Here is a 16,437-nt window from a genome sequence, read left to right on the forward strand (position 1 = left end):
GCTTCTCAGTCAAATTAGTTCCATAGTGTTCTAACACTTGGCAGATTCTAATATTATGCTCCGTAAACCAGCGTTGCCTTGCACCTTTTTTAACAGCAATATGCTTAACATTATGGCGCCAATTATTTAAAGCTTCGGGGCTTGAAAAATAAATCGCTGAAATCGAATAAATCTCTCCGGTTTCGAGTGTTTCATGACAGCTATCCATGCCTAAGTAACCTTCATTTTTATTGGCTTCAACAAAGGTACTGTCAAGCAATGCTTGATACTGATCATAATCGTTACCATGGTGGATATTTGTCGAAATAGCCACATAGTATGGTGGTTCAGGTGTTCGCAGTAGCCTTAGTTTGCTATCAAGTGGCTCAAGTGAATGTGGGCTTAGAATTGTTGACACTACTGAAAATCCTCATTAGCGCATTAGCTGATGCGTGGGCTTTAATTGCTGTAGTATATTATCAATATCAACATTCGCTTCGTAAGCAGAGAGCTTACCATCTTCAAACAGATAAGTTGTTTTGCCGCTGTACTCAACTGTGCGATTAGTCATTTCTACGTCAAAAAAAGCATCACCAGAATGGGTTCCCTGCGCTTTCCAATTTACAACAACCGTTCCTGGCTTCACTTCATCAGCAGAAAGCCATTGGCTTGTTACATCAGGAAATGCTTTTTGCCAATATAAAACGACTTCAGATAACGTACTTGACCCTTTGCCAGATTTAACAGGGCTTTTAATAGCAACATCTTGTGACACTAGATCATCGATACTGTCGAGATCGGTTTGGCTCCAAAGGCGTTTTACAATCTCTTTTGCTCTTTCAATATTATTCATGGGAATGCTCCTGTTACTTGATCAGTCCAAAACCTGTTTGGCGACTGATCATTTAACGACTTTCTCGGCCTATTATTCAGTTTACCCATAGTCATCGCAAGCTGTTTAGCTGTAATTCGGCTAAAATCAGCCCCTTTTTTCAAATATTGCTTAACAGGCCATTGGTATTCTCATTTAACCCGCGCTCCCAGGATGAATACGGGTGCGCAAAATAAAAACCGGCTTTGAGCTTATCCGCAATCTGTTCGTAATACGTGCAGCCACCCAATAAATAAATTAATTGCTTCACTTATTACACTGAGAAATAACATTATATGTAATTGTAGGGCCACTTAGCGCACGTCCTTTCATACTAGCAGCATGAATGAATAATTGATACTTTCCAGGCAAAACACCAGTTGGCGCCGGGATCAGTGGCATTGGCATAATAAGATTGTCATTCCCAGTGTTGCTCAATTTTAGCAGGCCAGTCGTAAATAATTTTGAGCTGCCAAAAGCAGATTTTAAACCGAGGCTATCGGGTTCCACTATAGCCATGGAAGCAGCATCATTAGGATTAAATTTTAGTGGCCCTGAGTACTGCGGATTTGAATAATAATTATTCAAGTGCACAAAACTGCTAGGAGGATACACATCCGTCGTATTCACGCAAAGTGTAATCGGCGCTGGATTTTTACCATTCCAAACAGGCACACCATTATTTTGAGCTGCCGCCGCGTAGACTGATGAAGATAAACCAAATGTTGAACCGATTAAAACGGCTAAAGGCATTATTTTTTTCATGATAAAGAAGTCTCCCATGTTTATTTTGGTCATATTTTAATCGAATATGGGTTGAGTAACAACACTTTTTCGCAGATTTACAATGTGGGGTTTTGCTCTAGTAAATCAGTAGATCTCAGATAACCTAACGTTTTGCTAGGTCTGTAATTCAGTTTACCCGCGATATACTCCTTTAGCCGCTGCCATAACTTGACAAGCACACCTGAGCTCAGCAAACATGAACCATGCCACATCGGAGCCTTATGTTATGCGCCATTCCCTTGAATTAACGGTTGTCTCTATCACAAATTTTATCGTTGTGATTGCGTACGCGATTGCAGCCTTTCGTTTATTATGTCGATCAAGGTGTCTAACAAGCGCCTGGTGGTGGGCCATCAGCGGCACATTGATCGCCGCTTCTTCGCTGGTTGCAGGCGTTAATCATGGTTATTTTCAGTTTAGAATCCCCGAGGTTTCTTTAATTTTATACTTTATAACAGCGATATTAATTGGCTTAACAGCCACGGGAATCTACTTCACCGTTTTCTTGCATTTCCTTGCGCGATCACACATTAGAACCACGCTTAACATCTTAGCTGTGTTAGTACTGATTGTTTACACTGGGTTTATTCTGCTAGACAAAAGCCTCATCAACACTGAAAATCAGCTGGCGTATTGGCCAATGATCATCGACTACTGCATCCCTCTACTATTATTTTTCATCTTCAATCTTTGCTTTATCCGAAGCAAAGGCAGCGTTCACTTTATCATGTTCTTTCTTTTCATTATTGTCGGCTCAGTGATCCAACAATTGCCTATCCAAGCCTTAAATGGACTCATTTCTTCTGACATGCTTTATCACATTATGGGTGCATTTTCAGCGATTTTCTTTTTCTGCACAGGCAAAGCCTTGCTTAAAAAATCTCAGATCGACAGACACAATTTATCCACGAATCACAGCACCAAAGACGCTTGTTGAGTATCGACTTGCTGATTCAGGCTATTTGAAGAAGCCTCTGAAGCTTTATATTGCAACGCAGCCTTGGTCGCACTGGTGCGTTCATCCCAGTTAACCGATTTTATCGCTTGGGCCTGCCCTGCTTTTTCTTGAAGATTATGCTTAGCTGAGCTCTTAGCTTCCGAGTCTCTGGCTCCAACAGCGCTATCGGCATAAGTGGTAACAAAGGCCACCGCCATTAAGAACATTGTAAATACTAACGTTAAGCTTTTCATCCTTGATCACTCCTTAATCATCATTGGCATGATATATAGCACACGCCCTAGTTCGCCTCAACAGAAAAGAAATCAAGAAACGCTTTCACCTTATTATCAATCGGTTTTTGGTAGCGATAGTACGCATAGGTCATAACCGGCTTTTCTTGCTGACCCGGCAAGACAATACAAAGCTTTTTCTTCTCAAGCAAAGTATCTATAAAACTTTCAATCACCCAAATAAGCCCAAACCCTTGTAACGCCAAGTTGATAGCCGTGTTTGAATCATTAACCACTAGACAGGGGTTCAATGCCAGGGGCTCGCCACTGGCAAGGTACACTAGCTCTTTCTGATCTCTGCCGCCATGTGCAATATAGTCATGCTGCAATAACTCACTGATCGCCTTCGGCTTACCTTTTCGTTTCAGATAGCTTGGTGAGGCGCACAACACGTGGCGAGTCTTAATTAAAGGCTTTCTGACAAGATCATCCGCACCCGGTAAGCTGGTGCCAAAAAAAATATCCATGCCATACTTTTTAAAATCCGGCGCTTTTTCTTCAATATGAAAATCAAGCGCAATCTTCGGGTAGTTTTGCATAAACTTTCTTAAGCGTGGCAAAATATAGACCCTCATATAATACTCATTTAAAAACACACGCAGCTCGCCTTCAGGTTCTTCAACGGCCTGGAAAACCAAACGCTCAGCTTGCTCAACCTCACCCAGAGCCTTTTTGCAAGCATGATAAAACGTTTGCCCCATCGGGGTAGGCGTCGCGCCACTATGGTTGCGCTCAAGCAGCTTTACACCCAGATAATTTTCTAAGCGCGTAATTTTTCGGCTGACAGCCGCACTGGTTTGGTGAAGTTGCTCAGCCGCTTTTTGAAGCGTGCCGCAATCGGTCACAATCACAAAAGCTTGTATAAGATCAAGGCGATTCATAGGTATTACACTTTATTCAACATACATTAAAATTTTATAGATTTATTGAATATATATCAAGTTATAAAATTATCCTGAAAGAAGGAGTTTTATAATGAAAAATACAAACAATCACTACCGAAAAGGCAGCCATCAAGAAAGCGGACGAGAGCTTTCTGACCTCACTCACAGGGCACAGTCAGTTGAGCAATGGGTACACCCAGAAACACAAACGCCCCTACCCTTAGAGCTGATGTGCAGAATCTTCAAACACCTGCCCGGCCTAGAAGAGGGTCAGCAGAGCTTGATAAGCCTACTCTATGTGAACCATTACGTGAGAATGGCGGCACTGCATCACTTAGCCTTTGACAGACAGTACTTTCATCCATCATTCACAAAGGCCGGCTTGTTTTCATTGCGAAATCGCCATGTCACAGCGAACCTGCTAATTGAAAACCTGGTTCGCCGAATCAGTGACAATGAAAAGCGTCTAAACATCTTATCGTTTTGTTACGATATCGACCGATATAATAAAATCATGGCCGCCCTTCCCCTCAAGACCTTTATGTATGGGTTAAATGACAAGCCTGAAGAGCTTGCCGACTGGATTATTCGACTTATGAAGGGCCCCCTGTTTCGAGAATTTTGCCAAAATAACGCAAACTTACTGCACAAAAAATTTGAAGAAACCGGGTTTAAAGGCGTCATGCAAGCTTACAACTCGCTAAGGCAAGCCGAAGAAGCACCTTACTCTTCAAACGATATTCCGTGTGTATCGTGGGTCTAATAGCCAGGAGATATCACAAGGCTCATCAACAGCGCACGCCAGCTCAATACGCCGATCATCAGAAAAGATTGGCGTGTTGAACCCGCGCGCATTTTTAGATGTCCAAAGCTCAGCTTTATCCCCCTGTACACGAATCGCTTGGCCTTCGTATAAACCTAACACTGTTTTGCCAGGGTTAAAGATACAAAATTCTTTTAAACGAAGATCGCGTGTTTCGCCCTGGTGAGCAGGGTCATGCATGCTGTCGTCCATGTAGTGACAGTTAAGCTGAAAAGGAATCAAACCAAGACTGATCAGGTCGATAACATCGTTCGCCGGCCCCGGCATATCATTGTTCGTTTTAATCGTGGGGCAAGTGATTAATGTGCCCGCGCTACTGCCCATGTAGGGTAAGCCTGCGCTTGCCGCTTCGCGAAGCACAGCCAAAGCCCCCGTGCTTTGAAGCTTATAAAGCAAGGTCGGTGTATGACCACCGCCCACAAACACACCACCAACTTTAAACAAATCAACCTCTGTTATTCCACCTTTGGGGGCACACACACAAGCAATTCCCATGCGCTGCAGGCGATCTTGAGTGCTTTTAAAGTAATCGGCCTCAGACAGGCCACCAGCGCGCGCATACGGCACGAACATAATCGGCTTGCCTTGCGTAGCCTCTTCTGTGAAAAAAGCGTTTATCCATTTCTCAGCCCAGTCAAACAGGCCTGGCTTCTCGCCTTTCGGCAAACTGCCAGCAGCTTTACTGCCCGATAATAGCAAAAGATTAAGCTTGTGATTTTTCATGTGGATCGTTATCCAGTAAAAACAGTGTTAAATAAAATGCACACAACATCGGGTCAAGCACAGTAACTTGATACCCTTTTTGCCGAAGCGCCGCTTGCAGAGGTTTAGCCATGCTCGTAAAAGCCGTGCAACCAAAAACCAGCTTATCCACCGATTGCGTCTTGATGAAATTCTCTGCCTGTATCAACAACTCATCAAAAAGCGCGTCGTGATCAAGTAAGAGACTGAGATCGTGCAGTTTCATATCATGCGCGTAAAAATCTGACACCGAATAGCCGTAATCCAACCAGAGTGTTTTAAAGAGTGTCACGAGCTCGGCGTTGAGCGACAAAATGCCGAAACGTTGTCCGTCGATAAGCGCCGCCATTTTAAATGTCGCATAAGAAGGGCCGATAACCGGGATGTTAACCCCCTGCTCTCTAGCTTCCTTCATGGCCACATCAGCCATGCAATCGGTGATCACGCCACCAACCCCCGCTTCGCAAGCTTGCTGAATTTTTTCAAGGCAGAAGGGCAAGGCCTCAAGGTGGGTTGCCTCAGAATCGATAAACGCAGGCCCCTGATCAAGGTGGGTATGACTAAGCTCAACCCCTCTCCCCTTTAAATAATCAAAATCCTTAGGATCTCGACCGATCTCAAGCGGCGCGATGGGAGTGATGATACGTATCTCTTTCATAAGCCAGCCTATTTTAATCTTAGAACTATAATACGTCCCCATGAGCTCATAAACAAGCTCGCCGGAAATTGGATAACCCACCCTCGCAAGTTATCCCAAGCCATCATGGAAAAACCAAACACAGATTTACAGGACAGTGATCTTTTTGCTAGCGCGTTTAAATACGCCGCCATTGGCATGGCGCTCGTCTCCCCTGACGGCCAGTTTCTTTACGTCAACGAGGCGTTATGCAAAATGCTGGGCTATAGCGAAAAGGAAACGCCGCGGCGGCAACAACTACCGGAACTCCAAACTGGCCTTAGAGATTTTGTGCTACATGAAGCAGCTCAATGCATTAAGTTTCTAAAAAAGCGCATAAAAAACCCCTTTCGCATCAGCATTAACTTATCACCCAAACAACTTGATTAAAGCTATCAGCAACCTCGCCAAAGCGTTAAGCTTGCCCACAGTTGCCGAAGGTGTAGAAACCCAAGCACCGCATGGCTATTTAAAGTCACTGGGCTGCGATTACGCTCAAGGCTTTCTTTTCTCGAAAGCGATTCCTTTTGATGATCTCTTGAAATTTGCTCCAGAAAAAACACAAAAAGACTATTGAGCTAACAAATAATTTCGGATATCATTCCCTTCACTCTTCCAAGCCCTCCGCCCCCATAAAACGAAAAACTGATTGGTAGCTTTATAATGAAACTGACTTCTAAGCAACGTCTGTGCGCATTTTTTGTGAACCTGCTTATTCCTTTAAGCGGTATGAGCACAGACATTTACTTACCCTCATTACCAGCTATGAGCATGAAATTTCATGTTACAAAAGCCATGGTACAGCTCACCGTCACAAGCTTTACGCTTGCAATGGCTATATCACAACTCTTTGCAGGGCCAATTTCCGATGCTCTTGGGCGAAAAAAACTGATTATGGGTTCAACGCTGCTCCAACTGCTCAGTATCATTGGTATTTTATTCTCACCCAGCATGAACAGCATGATCGCCTTACGTTTCATTCAGGGCTTTAGCGTCGGCTTTATGATCGTGCCGGCTCGAGCCATATTAAGCGATGTATTTGAGGGCGATGCCTTAAAAAAACAGTTCAACTATGCCACCATCGCCTTTGCGCTGGGCCCCATTATCGCCCCCTTTATCGGGGGCCACTTGCAAGCCTATTTTGGCTGGCAAGCTAACTTTATTTTCATCCTGATTTATATCATTGTGATCCTGCTATTCACATTATTTTTATACCGCGAAACACTCAAAAACTCGCGTCAATTTTCGTTACATCATCTATGGAAAAACTACTATCAAATATCGAAGAATCATTACTTTTTATTCTGCTCACTATTTGTAGGCATCGCCTACGGTTATAGCGTTCTATTCAGTGTCTCAGGTCCCTTCTTGGTACAAGTTACACTACATCAAAGCGCCATCAGCTATGGCTTTATCGCGTTACTGATGGGGCTGGCCTGGTTTCTCGGCAACACCATTAACCGAGTGCTATTTAACTACAGCAAAAAGCTAAAAGTGAACTGCGCACTGTCAGGGATTTTTTTATCCGCCGTTGCGTTATTACTCTTTGCAAAATTTGGGTTTTTAAATCTACTCGCGCTTGTCATACCAACATTTATCTCAGTAATGCTAAGCGGCCTTATTTTCCCAGTTTATATCTCAGAGTGCCTAATCACTTTTAAGGAGCTTGCCGCCTCTGCGAATGCTTTTTTGTTTAGCGTAGTTTGGGTAATGTTTAGTGGGTTCACCCTAGTCTCAAGCCAACTAAAATCACAAACTCTTTACCCATATGGCATCGCATTTATGGGCACTTGCCTACTCAGCATGTTAGTGTACTACGGCTTTATTGCTCGAACTAAGCATTAAGGCAGCGTCCGAGGCGATACAATAGAAACAAACTCACAAGGCTCAAGCCAAAAAAATAGGCTGGCATGGCCACTAAACCAAAATGTCCAAGCCATGCCATGGCCGCCGTGATTAACGACACCAACAAATAATACGATAAGCCAAATACAGCGCCCGCTGTACCCAGCGCTTCTTTGTAGTGCACCAAAGCCTGGCCTAATGCAATGGGTGTCACAAAACCGTATGTTGTAAATACCAGGCCCATCATTGGCAACATAATCAACACCAAGGAAACAACAGGATGATTAGCGCTCACCCAGCCCAAGACGACAAAAGATAACATCGCTGCACTGCAGAGCAACATCAATACACCGCCGAGGATTAACAAAGCCCTGTAGCCTAAGTGCTTGCTCAAACGACGCGAAACAAACCCGGCACTGAGCGCAGAAAAGGCCAAGAGCAACCCTAAGCGACCAAATTGAATGGGCGTAAAGTGTAACATTTTGATAAAAACAAACGGACCTTGTGCGTAGTAACTGAATAAGATACCGTTCATAATACCTACCAAGCCCGAAGCCGACAGCACGCGCACATCACAAAGCATGCGCTTTAATACTGGCCAAACCGCTGACACTGTCATGCCTTTCGCGCGGGTTTCAGGCAGGCGAAGACTGGAAGCACAAAGTATCGCCAAACCCAAAACAAGCAACAAGATAAAGTTACTTTCCCAGCCAAACCACTGCGTGAGGTAGCCGCCAACAAACGGACCCACTGTGATGCACACAGCCAACACCACGCCGCTTAAAGAAAAAAACTGATGACGCTGACTATCATGCAAAGCTTCGCGCGCAATGGCTTGGCCCACCACAGAACAAGCGCTGCCGCCAAAACCTTGGACCAAGCGTGCGAACAATAAAACGTCGATACTGTGTGACAACGCACATAATAAAGCGCCTAAGGCATAAACAACTAAGCCAGACAATATCGCAACACGGCGACCCCAATGATCCGACAAACGCCCAAAGGAAAAAACACCGACCGCAAAGCCGATAAAGTACAAGGTCAATGTCCATTGCGCCAAAGTGTTACTCGTCGCCAGCGCATGCGCCATAGTCGGTAACGCAGGAGAATAAATATTTTCACTGAACTGCGGAAAGCCCAACAAAATGAGCAATAGCCAAACTGGCGCTGTTTTTATCATGACTGTTTTCCTTTTGTAAATTCTGCTAAACAGCAATTTAAAATTAACTGTTTATACGCTTGCTTTTGTGCACGGCTCAGTTGGATATGCGTTTGCAAAAACGGCGCATAGCAACTGTAGGCGATAAACAACATCACCAAATCAATATCCACCCCTACTTTCAACTCACCTCGACGCAGGAGTACTTTGAGCGCCTTTTTCCAACGCTCAGGCGAGGTGTATTCATTCCCCACGATAGCATCACCCTCTTTCACCACATGCTGCCAAGCCATCAACCTGGCAAGTTCAGGATGATTCTCATACGTGTTAAATCGATCATCTAAAAGACTTTCAAAAAATCCTGCCGCTGTCGTCATATCGTACTCGACATGCGCTTGCGTCGGCGCTGAAATCATGGCCTTGACCTCACACCACAAATTCGCTTTATCCGAAAAATGATGAAACAACAACGCCTTATTCACGCCGGCTAATTTAGCGATGGCACTCATTGAAGCGCCATCAAAGCCTTTCTCTAAAAAAAGCTGTTTAGATGAGTCTAAAATACGCTCGCGGGTTTTATCGGCCGAGGGGCGTTGTGTTTTTTGAGCCATGCGAAACCTTGATAGTTAACCTATAGGTCAATCATCTTATATTAAATTAACCAATTGGTCAAATATTGACGGTAAATAATGGCGCGGAGGTTTACACTGGAAAAGCAGAGATATTAAAGCAGCTCAGCGATATACACTTCATACGGTTTTGAAAGGCAACTCGCTAAGCGTTGCCCCAGCGCTTGCACGTAGGACTTCTCAAATTGTTTAGCATGCTGCTCAGCACTTTGCCATTGCTCGTACAGAATGAACTGATGTTCATTATCTTTCACGCGATGAACATGATAAAGTACACTTGCAGGCTCAGCCCGGCTGCCATCTGCCAAGTCTTTTAAAATCTGTTCAAGCTCAGCCTCTAACCCCGGCCTGGCTTCTAGCATGACCAGTACTGTATGCATAAACCCTCACTTGTTAACGAAACCTTAAGTTTAGAGAGTGTAACATACCACAATTTAATTGGAGAGCAGTCAACATGGAACCTGGTATTCTAGATCAACCGGGCTATGACGGAGACACCGAACAGAAAGCCGTTAGGGCAGCATACATCAAACATCTTCAACCCTTAACAGAAAAACGAGAACCAAAAGAAAGAACGCAACCTCAACGCCAACGTGACGCCATAGCCAGACTATTTCACGGCAAAGAAACCTGTGCAGCCGTTAGATACTCAGATAAAGAACAAGAAATTCAAATTGCAAGCAACGCTATTCATGCTCGCTCTCAACAAACCAACCAACATATTCGTGACATTACTGAGATGGCATCACTACTGTCTAATCAAAAAATTGACATGAAAGATGCCATTGTATTACTAAGCAATGGCGTTGCTGCACAGCTTCAAAATGATCATTGGCGTATATTCAAGGCAGCCAACACTGATTTACTTAAAAAGAAAATCATCAATCAGTTCTGCGATCTATTCAAGTCAGGAAAGGAAACAAAACACTGGCGAGACCAAAAAATTCGCGAACTTGCTGAACCAAAATCAGATAAAGACATTAAAGTTCTTCGTGCCGTTTCAAGAATGGCAAGAGATTTTATTAAAATTCGTCGCGCGATATCAAAAGCAATGAGCATAGCACCTAGTGAACCAGGCATATTGCAAGCTATTGCGAACAAAAAACTTTCGATACTTAAACTAAGTGAAGCAGAGGTTCACGCAGAAATGCGCATTATTGACAGAATGATAGCTGAAAAAACCCCCATTACTCCAGAAGAGTATATTGGCATATCACGACTTTGCTGTCCTCGCTGCGCCCTAGTTGTTGATTCACTCAAGATTAACACCGCAGGCCATCACCCCAATATCGGCAGAAACTGGGCGTTACCCAATTTTTTTAAGTCGCAGAGCCCACAACGAGATTGCGTGATCGGTGATGAGGCTGCTGAGCATTTAAAAAGAATTCCACCAACCAATCAAACAGGCACCCTATCTTTTCTCACAGATGGAAAAAAGCTTGGTCTTCAAAAAAGAAAAGGATACACCTTTCATGACTCATCTGACAGCGATGATCAATTTGGTATCAGTGACGATGAAAACGAAGTGGCAGATCTAAAGACCAACGAGCTTTTTCAGCTCCAAGTTATCAAAGAAGATCATTATGAAGAATATTTTAACCTATTGCGTCATATGCCACATGCGAGCATCGCAAGGCTTTATCAAAACGATCAAGCTGGGTTTCTTACGCTCGGATCACGCCATGTTGCACGACTGGTGAATCCTGATGAATTCGATGACGCTTTAGACTTCGATGAGCTTTTTGAGGTATACAATGACGATAGAGAGCTATTCGACTACTTCATAAGGGATAAAAACGATCTAATGTCTCAAGCTGGCCCACAGAGATTATTAGAATTATATAAAGAAAAACTAGCAGAAAAGAGATACAGATTAAAGCATAACATTGGTATTGATGATATTTATCCTTATGATGTGGATGCAAACGTTAAAGCCGAATTTGAGTCAGAAGAAGGCCTCGAATCATACGATAACGGCAGTGATGACTCACAAAGTAGAGACGATGACGATCACACTGAAAATCACTACTACCCACCAGGCACTCGAAACCCTTATGACGCAGATGATGATGACAGTGACGACTCTTGTGACCGATGTAGGCCGTACTAATACTGGGCAGCCCCGATGAGTGCCTTTTTTTCAGCCACACTCATCCGCTTAATCTTCGCCTCCATCGACAAAGCCTCGCTGCGATCTTCAAACGCCCAATACGCTGCCAAGCGCTTGGGTGGAAAGCTTCGCGTATACTTACACTTCGCACTACCGGCTACGTGTTCAGCATAACGGCGCTCGATATCGGTCGTAAAGCCTGTATACAACGCACCATTCTCACACTCGATGATGTAAACAAAATACTGTGTCATCGCTTAAGGCGCCTGCCTCGATACCACCAACATTGAAACAGCAATACGCTTTTCTTCAAAAGCGTCAATGGTGCGCCGACTAAACTTGGCCAATCCCAATTGAGTGCAATCGCGGACGTGAGGTCACACACGGTAATAAGCACTGCAATAAGCACAAAATACAAGCTCAAACCTTCGGTGGATTTATTCAAGTAATTTTTAATAATTTGCGGCAACATGTAGGTAAACCAACAGACATTGGACACCATACCTGCTGTGTCATAAAAATGCTTGCTACGATGCGTGAAACTTACATTATCAATGGCATAGCCGAGCAAGCCTAAAAAAACTAAGGTGATTAAGGCATAGCTGATCACCTCACTTTTTGAATGCAAGCCATAGCGCCCAATTTGATAATGTTCGATAAACAAACTCGCCAAGCCGACAATCGTCACCAAACGGTATTGCCACTGCATGTCGCGGCCAAAGCCGTACATCAAGTCGGCCATATAACCAAACAACAACAAACCGTGCATCCAGTAGCTTAAACCCTCGGTGTCTTTGCGCTTGAAGTTGAGCCACAACTGCGGCAGAAACCAAATGAAATAAATGATGGTGGAAATAGACAGGGTGATTTCACCCAAGGTGTGTATGTTCATATTGTCTTCCTACACCGGTACTAACCGGATCAGGTTCAAAGGGTTTAGCGTATGCAATCTCAGCGCCTAAGCGCTCCCCTGCTTTATTGAAAGGCTACTATATAAAAAAATACCTGGCTGGGCCAGATATTTTAGAAGCATTAAGGGGCCATCCCGAGGTTGCGGCTTATCGCTCTTCTCTTGCTTATTAACAAAAAATCACCCGCATCTTTCAGCAGTCTATACGCACCAACAGCCGCCAAAGAGCGCTTAACATCAATTGACAGCCACCCAAGAGCGGCAAATACGCATACGACGGTCGCTACCCTCGAAGCTGCTATAAAAACAAAAATGGACAGTTTAATGCGAAGCCTCAGCAACACGTTTGATGAACTACTCCGCTTACTCGAATCAACAATCAAGATCTGTGATAACGACTCCATCGTGGAAAAGGCTGATATAGTTTATCAGTGCTTATGCAAAAGGCTTACGCCGGATCATGATATGCCGGAGGATGCCGATAGGCTTGTCCCGGCGATTTATGCAACCGTTGATCTGCTGATGTTTGATGATGAAGGAAATCAAGACGCGTTTTACACTGATTTTAACTTCATCACAAATCACCAAGCTGACAAAGATTTAAAGGGCTGTATGACGTCGCTTAGCAACGCTCGCTTTACTGAGAGACCCGGTGTTTTGACCCTATAAAATGGGGAAAGCGCCCAAAAAAGGCCTGTGTCGAGAAGACAGTAAAGGGTTTTGCCGAAAAAAACCCGGCAAAGCCGGGTCATGATCAAGCGAATAACCATTCTACTCAGCCGAAAACTCTTTAAACGCACGCAGCGCATCAGCCGCATACATCAGCGACGGTCCACCGCCCATGTACACCGCCATGCCGAGCATTTCCATCACCTCCGCTTCAGTGGTACCTAATTTTTGCAAGGCTTGCGCATGAAAACCAATACAACCATCACAGCGTACGGCCACACCAATCGCAAGCGCGATTAATTCTTTGGTTTTTTTATCCAACGCGCCCTCTTGGGTCGCACCCTGCGCCAAAGCGGAAAAGCCCTTCATCGCATCGGGTATACCTTTGCGAAGGTCGGCCAAGGAAGCGGAAATATCACCGGTGATTTCTTTATAAGACTTTGTCATAACGTTTCTCCTTATCAACGATTAAACGGTAATAGCATTAACAATCGCGCCAAGCCACAAGTGCCTGTGATGCCGGCAAACAATAAGCCCAAACCAAAAAAGCCACTGATCAGCGAGTAATACGGTGAAAGTGTCAAACCCAACACCACGCCCAACACGACCATAAAACCAATAATAATTTGCACTTGTCGCATCACAGAAAAACAAAACCCCGTGGTTTTAACCGTACTGCCCCCCGCTTTTTTCCACGCAACAATCCCGCCATCTAGCATGTAAATGTCTGCATCTTGGTTACACTGCTGCACAATGGCTTTTGCTGCTTGCTCAGAACGCACGCCCGAGCGACAGTAAACCACACAAGGTTTTTCCACAGAATGGCCTTCTTGCACGCAGCGGTTCAAAGGCTTGGAGATGGCGCCAGAAATATGCTCGGCCTGGTATTCATCCGGCTCACGCACATCGAGCAACTCCCAATCTTTGTGCTCTGCAAGCAATTGCCTTAAGGTTTCAGCACTGATTTTTTGAACCGTTGTCATATTATTTCTCCTCACAAAAATATTCGTGCATTACATTTAATATGGCTTCTACTTCTTTGCCACATAAGGAATAATAAGCCTGCTGAGCTTCTTTTCTCGCCACAACCAAACCCTCTTCACGCAGCTTGGCCAGGTGCTGAGAAAATGCCGATGGGCTAAGCTTGGTGGAGGCCAGAAGCTCTGAAACCGATTTCTCACCGCTGACCAGCTGACACAAGGTGATCAAACGCTCAGGGTGTGCTAGCAATTTCAAAAAAGCAGCCGCTTTCTGGGCATTTTTCTGCAAGCTATCTTGAGCGGTTTTCATCCCAAGCCCCCTAATTAATTTAGATAAATCTAAATTAGTTTTATCTAAATTACAAGCTTTTCTCGATAAATTATTCTGTGATAGACTTCGGCCTCATAAAGGATTCGAGCGACATGAAGAAAAAACAAAAACCCACCCCATTGATCAGCTTGTTAGCACCGAGATACTGGGCTCTGTGGGCTTTTTTTGGCGTATTACGACTGATTGTTTTGCTACCCTACCCACAACTTAAATCGCTCGCCTTCAAGCTAGGCCCCGTACTCATGAAAGCCCAGGCTCGACGCGTGCACATCGCCCGAGTCAATCTCTCACTCTGCTTTCCCGAAAAAGATGAGCGCGAACGCGAACGTATACTCCGCGAGAGTTTTGGCTATGCCGTTTTGGGAATATTTGAAATGGGGCTGGCTTGGTGGGCCAGCGAAAAACGGTTTAACGCCATGATCACCATCAATGGCTTAAACATTTTCCATCATGCTTTAAAGCAAGGCCGCGGCGTTATCGGCTTATCAGGCCACTTCACACAGGCTGAACTCTTCATGCGCACCATGGGCAAGCAGCTGCCGCTAACCATATTTTATCGCCAACAAAAAAACGCTCTGTTTGAATGGTTTTCCGTGCGCCAGCGTCGAAAATACCTAAGCGGCTTAGTCGAGCGAAAAGATGTCGGCGGCTTTTTCAAGGCGCTTGAGAAAAACCAGGTGCTGGCTTACTTACCCGATCAAGACTTCGGCATTCGCAACGGCGTGTTTGCCCCCTTCTTCGGGCAGCAAGCCGCCACGATAACTGCGCTATCGAACAAGCTCTATCACGAAGGCGTACAATTTGTTTACGCATTTATACACAATACCGGCGATCTTCAAAAACCCTATGAAGTGAACAGCTATGCCTTGGAAAATTTCCCCACTCGTGACGAACTGAAAGATGCCATTACCCTAAACACCATCATTGAAGCCGCGATCAGGCAGCACCCTGAGCAATACATGTGGCAACATCGGCGCTTTAAAACACGTCCAGAAGGTGAGCCCAGAATTTATTGATGATCGCGCCTGGCTTTTAGGTGCTGACGCTTACGACGATTGGCCGCAACCCACAAGCCAATGAGCGGAAAGATAATCCAAATCGCAGAAAACGTGGCATAAACCGACGCCAAATAGCGCGCGTACTCTTCGCGATACGGTTTCTCCAAAGCCATAATTTGCTGATGACTGAGCGTTTTAGGGTTTAAGGTTTGCATAAAACTCACGCGCTCTTGATCGATAGTGGAAAGCGCAGGTTTAGCAATATAGTACGGTGTGATAATTAAAGCGGCTAGCCAAACAATGGCCATAACAATAACTAATATGCGGCGCTTGGCTTGGTTTTCAGTGAGCTGTTCGGCCATTGCCAACCCTCCTCTTTGCGGCTATGGTGTACACGTTAGACAAATTAAAAAGCCAGGTCAAGCACTATGCCCGCGAACAAACAAACCATCGATATTCAAGCGCTAGCCCCCGATTGCACGCTTAAGAAAACCGCCGAGCTTACACCGTTTCAATTCAAAGTATTGCGCGTTTGCTGCAAGATCCCTAAAGGCAAAGTCGCTACTTACGGTGATCTCGCCAAAACCTTAGGCTGCCGATCCGCGCAAGCCATTGGCCAGGCCTTAAGACGCAACCCTTTCGCCCCGCACGTACCTTGCCACCGTGTCGTGAATCAAGCTTTGCAGCTCAATGGTTTTGAGGGGCGCAAAGATAATGCCGCTCTCAATAAAAAAGCCAAATTGCTTAAAGCCGAAGGTGTAAAGTTTTTGGGTAATGGGCGTATTGACCCGGCCTGTTATATCGATTAAAAACCCT

General features: G+C 44.8%; 25 protein-coding genes, 1 pseudogene and 1 riboswitch. Of the genes and pseudogenes, 9 read left to right on the forward strand and 17 right to left on the reverse strand.

Annotation, left to right across the window (positions count from 1 at the left end):
• The 4 genes and pseudogenes from COV52_08185 to COV52_08200 all read right to left on the reverse strand — a co-directional run.
• Positions 1-397: hypothetical protein (locus COV52_08185; protein ID PIR10586.1), on the reverse strand; the 397-nt coding region annotated here is incomplete at its 3' end.
• A 15-nt stretch (positions 398-412) separates the two neighbouring features.
• Complete coding sequence (locus COV52_08190) at positions 413-832, reverse strand: hypothetical protein (protein PIR10587.1); 420 nt, start codon at positions 830-832, stop codon at positions 413-415.
• Between the two features lie 125 nt (positions 833-957).
• Positions 958-1,073, reverse strand: a pseudogene (locus tag COV52_08195) (IS30 family transposase).
• A 44-nt stretch (positions 1,074-1,117) separates the two neighbouring features.
• The gene (locus tag COV52_08200) at positions 1,118-1,603 is read right to left on the reverse strand and encodes a hypothetical protein (GenBank protein PIR10588.1); all 486 of its coding nucleotides are present in this window, start codon (positions 1,601-1,603) and stop codon (positions 1,118-1,120) included.
• A gap of 229 nt (positions 1,604-1,832) precedes the next feature.
• Between COV52_08200 and COV52_08205 the strand changes: the two genes are divergently transcribed.
• Positions 1,833-2,573, forward strand: coding sequence for a hypothetical protein (locus tag COV52_08205; GenBank protein ID PIR10589.1), 741 nt, complete (start codon positions 1,833-1,835; stop codon positions 2,571-2,573).
• On the opposite strand, the gene COV52_08210 is transcribed toward COV52_08205, so the two are convergent.
• A complete protein-coding gene (locus COV52_08210; protein PIR10590.1) occupies positions 2,549-2,827 on the reverse strand; it encodes a hypothetical protein in 279 nt (92 codons plus the stop codon). The genes COV52_08205 and COV52_08210 overlap by 25 nt on opposite strands.
• Before the next feature lie 47 nt (positions 2,828-2,874).
• Entirely contained in the window at positions 2,875-3,747 is an 873-nt protein-coding gene (locus tag COV52_08215) for a hypothetical protein (GenBank protein PIR10591.1), read from the reverse strand.
• 94 nt (positions 3,748-3,841) lie between these two features.
• Between COV52_08215 and COV52_08220 the strand changes: the two genes are divergently transcribed.
• Complete coding sequence (locus tag COV52_08220) at positions 3,842-4,513, forward strand: hypothetical protein (GenBank protein PIR10592.1); 672 nt, start codon at positions 3,842-3,844, stop codon at positions 4,511-4,513.
• On the opposite strand, the gene COV52_08225 is transcribed toward COV52_08220, so the two are convergent.
• The gene (locus COV52_08225) at positions 4,481-5,296 is read right to left on the reverse strand and encodes a dipeptidase PepE (GenBank protein ID PIR10593.1); all 816 of its coding nucleotides are present in this window, start codon (positions 5,294-5,296) and stop codon (positions 4,481-4,483) included. The two genes, COV52_08220 and COV52_08225, sit on opposite strands and share 33 nt — an antisense overlap.
• The gene (locus COV52_08230; protein PIR10594.1) at positions 5,277-5,972 is read right to left on the reverse strand and encodes a hypothetical protein; all 696 of its coding nucleotides are present in this window, start codon (positions 5,970-5,972) and stop codon (positions 5,277-5,279) included. Before COV52_08230 ends, COV52_08225 begins: the two co-directional genes overlap by 20 nt.
• Positions 5,973-6,077: 105 nt before the next feature.
• Here COV52_08230 and COV52_08235 point away from each other — a divergent pair, with 105 nt between their 5' ends.
• The 3 genes from COV52_08235 (at position 6,078) to COV52_08245 (ending at position 7,835) form a co-directional block, all read left to right on the forward strand.
• Positions 6,078-6,380: a hypothetical protein gene (locus COV52_08235; protein ID PIR10595.1), complete on the forward strand. Its 303-nt coding sequence runs from the start codon at positions 6,078-6,080 to the stop codon at positions 6,378-6,380.
• On the forward strand, positions 6,373-6,567 hold the full coding sequence (locus COV52_08240; protein ID PIR10596.1) for a hypothetical protein: 195 nt from the start codon (positions 6,373-6,375) through the stop codon (positions 6,565-6,567). Before COV52_08235 ends, COV52_08240 begins: the two co-directional genes overlap by 8 nt.
• Before the next feature lie 86 nt (positions 6,568-6,653).
• Positions 6,654-7,835 carry an MFS transporter gene (locus COV52_08245; protein ID PIR10597.1) on the forward strand — a complete coding sequence of 394 codons (1,182 nt, stop codon included), beginning with the start codon at positions 6,654-6,656 and terminating at the stop codon, positions 7,833-7,835.
• Here the strand turns inward: COV52_08245 and COV52_08250 are convergent.
• The 3 genes from COV52_08250 to COV52_08260 form a co-directional block, all read right to left on the reverse strand.
• Positions 7,825-9,015 carry a Bcr/CflA family drug resistance efflux transporter gene (locus COV52_08250; protein ID PIR10598.1) on the reverse strand — a complete coding sequence of 397 codons (1,191 nt, stop codon included), beginning with the start codon at positions 9,013-9,015 and terminating at the stop codon, positions 7,825-7,827. The two genes, COV52_08245 and COV52_08250, sit on opposite strands and share 11 nt — an antisense overlap.
• The gene (locus COV52_08255; GenBank protein ID PIR10599.1) at positions 9,012-9,605 is read right to left on the reverse strand and encodes a hypothetical protein; all 594 of its coding nucleotides are present in this window, start codon (positions 9,603-9,605) and stop codon (positions 9,012-9,014) included. The genes COV52_08250 and COV52_08255 overlap by 4 nt, the downstream gene beginning before the upstream one ends.
• A 113-nt stretch (positions 9,606-9,718) precedes the next feature.
• Entirely contained in the window at positions 9,719-10,003 is a 285-nt protein-coding gene (locus COV52_08260; GenBank protein ID PIR10600.1) for a hypothetical protein, read from the reverse strand.
• Positions 10,004-10,077: 74 nt separating this feature from the next.
• Here COV52_08260 and COV52_08265 point away from each other — a divergent pair, with 74 nt between their 5' ends.
• On the forward strand, positions 10,078-11,733 hold the full coding sequence (locus COV52_08265) for a hypothetical protein (GenBank protein ID PIR10601.1): 1,656 nt from the start codon (positions 10,078-10,080) through the stop codon (positions 11,731-11,733).
• Here the strand turns inward: COV52_08265 and COV52_08270 are convergent.
• Positions 11,730-11,987 carry an endonuclease gene (locus tag COV52_08270; GenBank protein PIR10602.1) on the reverse strand — a complete coding sequence of 86 codons (258 nt, stop codon included), beginning with the start codon at positions 11,985-11,987 and terminating at the stop codon, positions 11,730-11,732. The two genes, COV52_08265 and COV52_08270, sit on opposite strands and share 4 nt — an antisense overlap.
• Complete coding sequence (locus COV52_08275; protein PIR10603.1) at positions 11,984-12,625, reverse strand: hypothetical protein; 642 nt, start codon at positions 12,623-12,625, stop codon at positions 11,984-11,986. Before COV52_08275 ends, COV52_08270 begins: the two co-directional genes overlap by 4 nt.
• Positions 12,614-12,715: riboswitch (TPP riboswitch) on the reverse strand. Its footprint overlaps the gene before it by 12 nt.
• Positions 12,716-12,805: 90 nt before the next feature.
• Here COV52_08275 and COV52_08280 point away from each other — a divergent pair.
• Complete coding sequence (locus COV52_08280) at positions 12,806-13,312, forward strand: hypothetical protein (protein PIR10604.1); 507 nt, start codon at positions 12,806-12,808, stop codon at positions 13,310-13,312.
• A 102-nt stretch (positions 13,313-13,414) separates the two neighbouring features.
• Here COV52_08280 and COV52_08285 read toward each other — a convergent pair whose 3' ends face one another.
• From COV52_08285 to COV52_08295, 3 genes are read right to left on the reverse strand one after another with little or no spacing between them, the layout of a single operon-like run.
• Entirely contained in the window at positions 13,415-13,759 is a 345-nt protein-coding gene (locus COV52_08285) for a hypothetical protein (protein ID PIR10605.1), read from the reverse strand.
• Positions 13,760-13,773: 14 nt separating this feature from the next.
• On the reverse strand, positions 13,774-14,295 hold the full coding sequence (locus COV52_08290; GenBank protein ID PIR10606.1) for a sulfurtransferase: 522 nt from the start codon (positions 14,293-14,295) through the stop codon (positions 13,774-13,776).
• 1 nt (position 14,296) lies between these two features.
• Positions 14,297-14,602 (reverse strand): transcriptional regulator, encoded by a 306-nt coding sequence (locus COV52_08295; GenBank protein PIR10607.1) that lies wholly within the window; start codon positions 14,600-14,602, stop codon positions 14,297-14,299.
• Positions 14,603-14,715: 113 nt separating this feature from the next.
• On the opposite strand from COV52_08295, the gene COV52_08300 reads away from it, so the two are divergent.
• Positions 14,716-15,639 (forward strand): lipid A biosynthesis lauroyl acyltransferase, encoded by a 924-nt coding sequence (locus tag COV52_08300; protein ID PIR10608.1) that lies wholly within the window; start codon positions 14,716-14,718, stop codon positions 15,637-15,639.
• On the opposite strand, the gene COV52_08305 is transcribed toward COV52_08300, so the two are convergent.
• On the reverse strand, positions 15,633-15,983 hold the full coding sequence (locus tag COV52_08305; GenBank protein PIR10609.1) for a hypothetical protein: 351 nt from the start codon (positions 15,981-15,983) through the stop codon (positions 15,633-15,635). The genes COV52_08300 and COV52_08305 overlap by 7 nt on opposite strands.
• A gap of 66 nt (positions 15,984-16,049) precedes the next feature.
• On the opposite strand from COV52_08305, the gene COV52_08310 reads away from it, so the two are divergent.
• Positions 16,050-16,430, forward strand: coding sequence for a methyltransferase (locus COV52_08310; protein PIR10610.1), 381 nt, complete (start codon positions 16,050-16,052; stop codon positions 16,428-16,430).
• The last annotated feature ends 7 nt before the right edge of the window (positions 16,431-16,437 follow it).

The organism is Gammaproteobacteria bacterium CG11_big_fil_rev_8_21_14_0_20_46_22 (genome assembly GCA_002796245.1).
GTDB lineage: Bacteria > Pseudomonadota > Gammaproteobacteria > UBA12402 > UBA12402 > 1-14-0-20-46-22.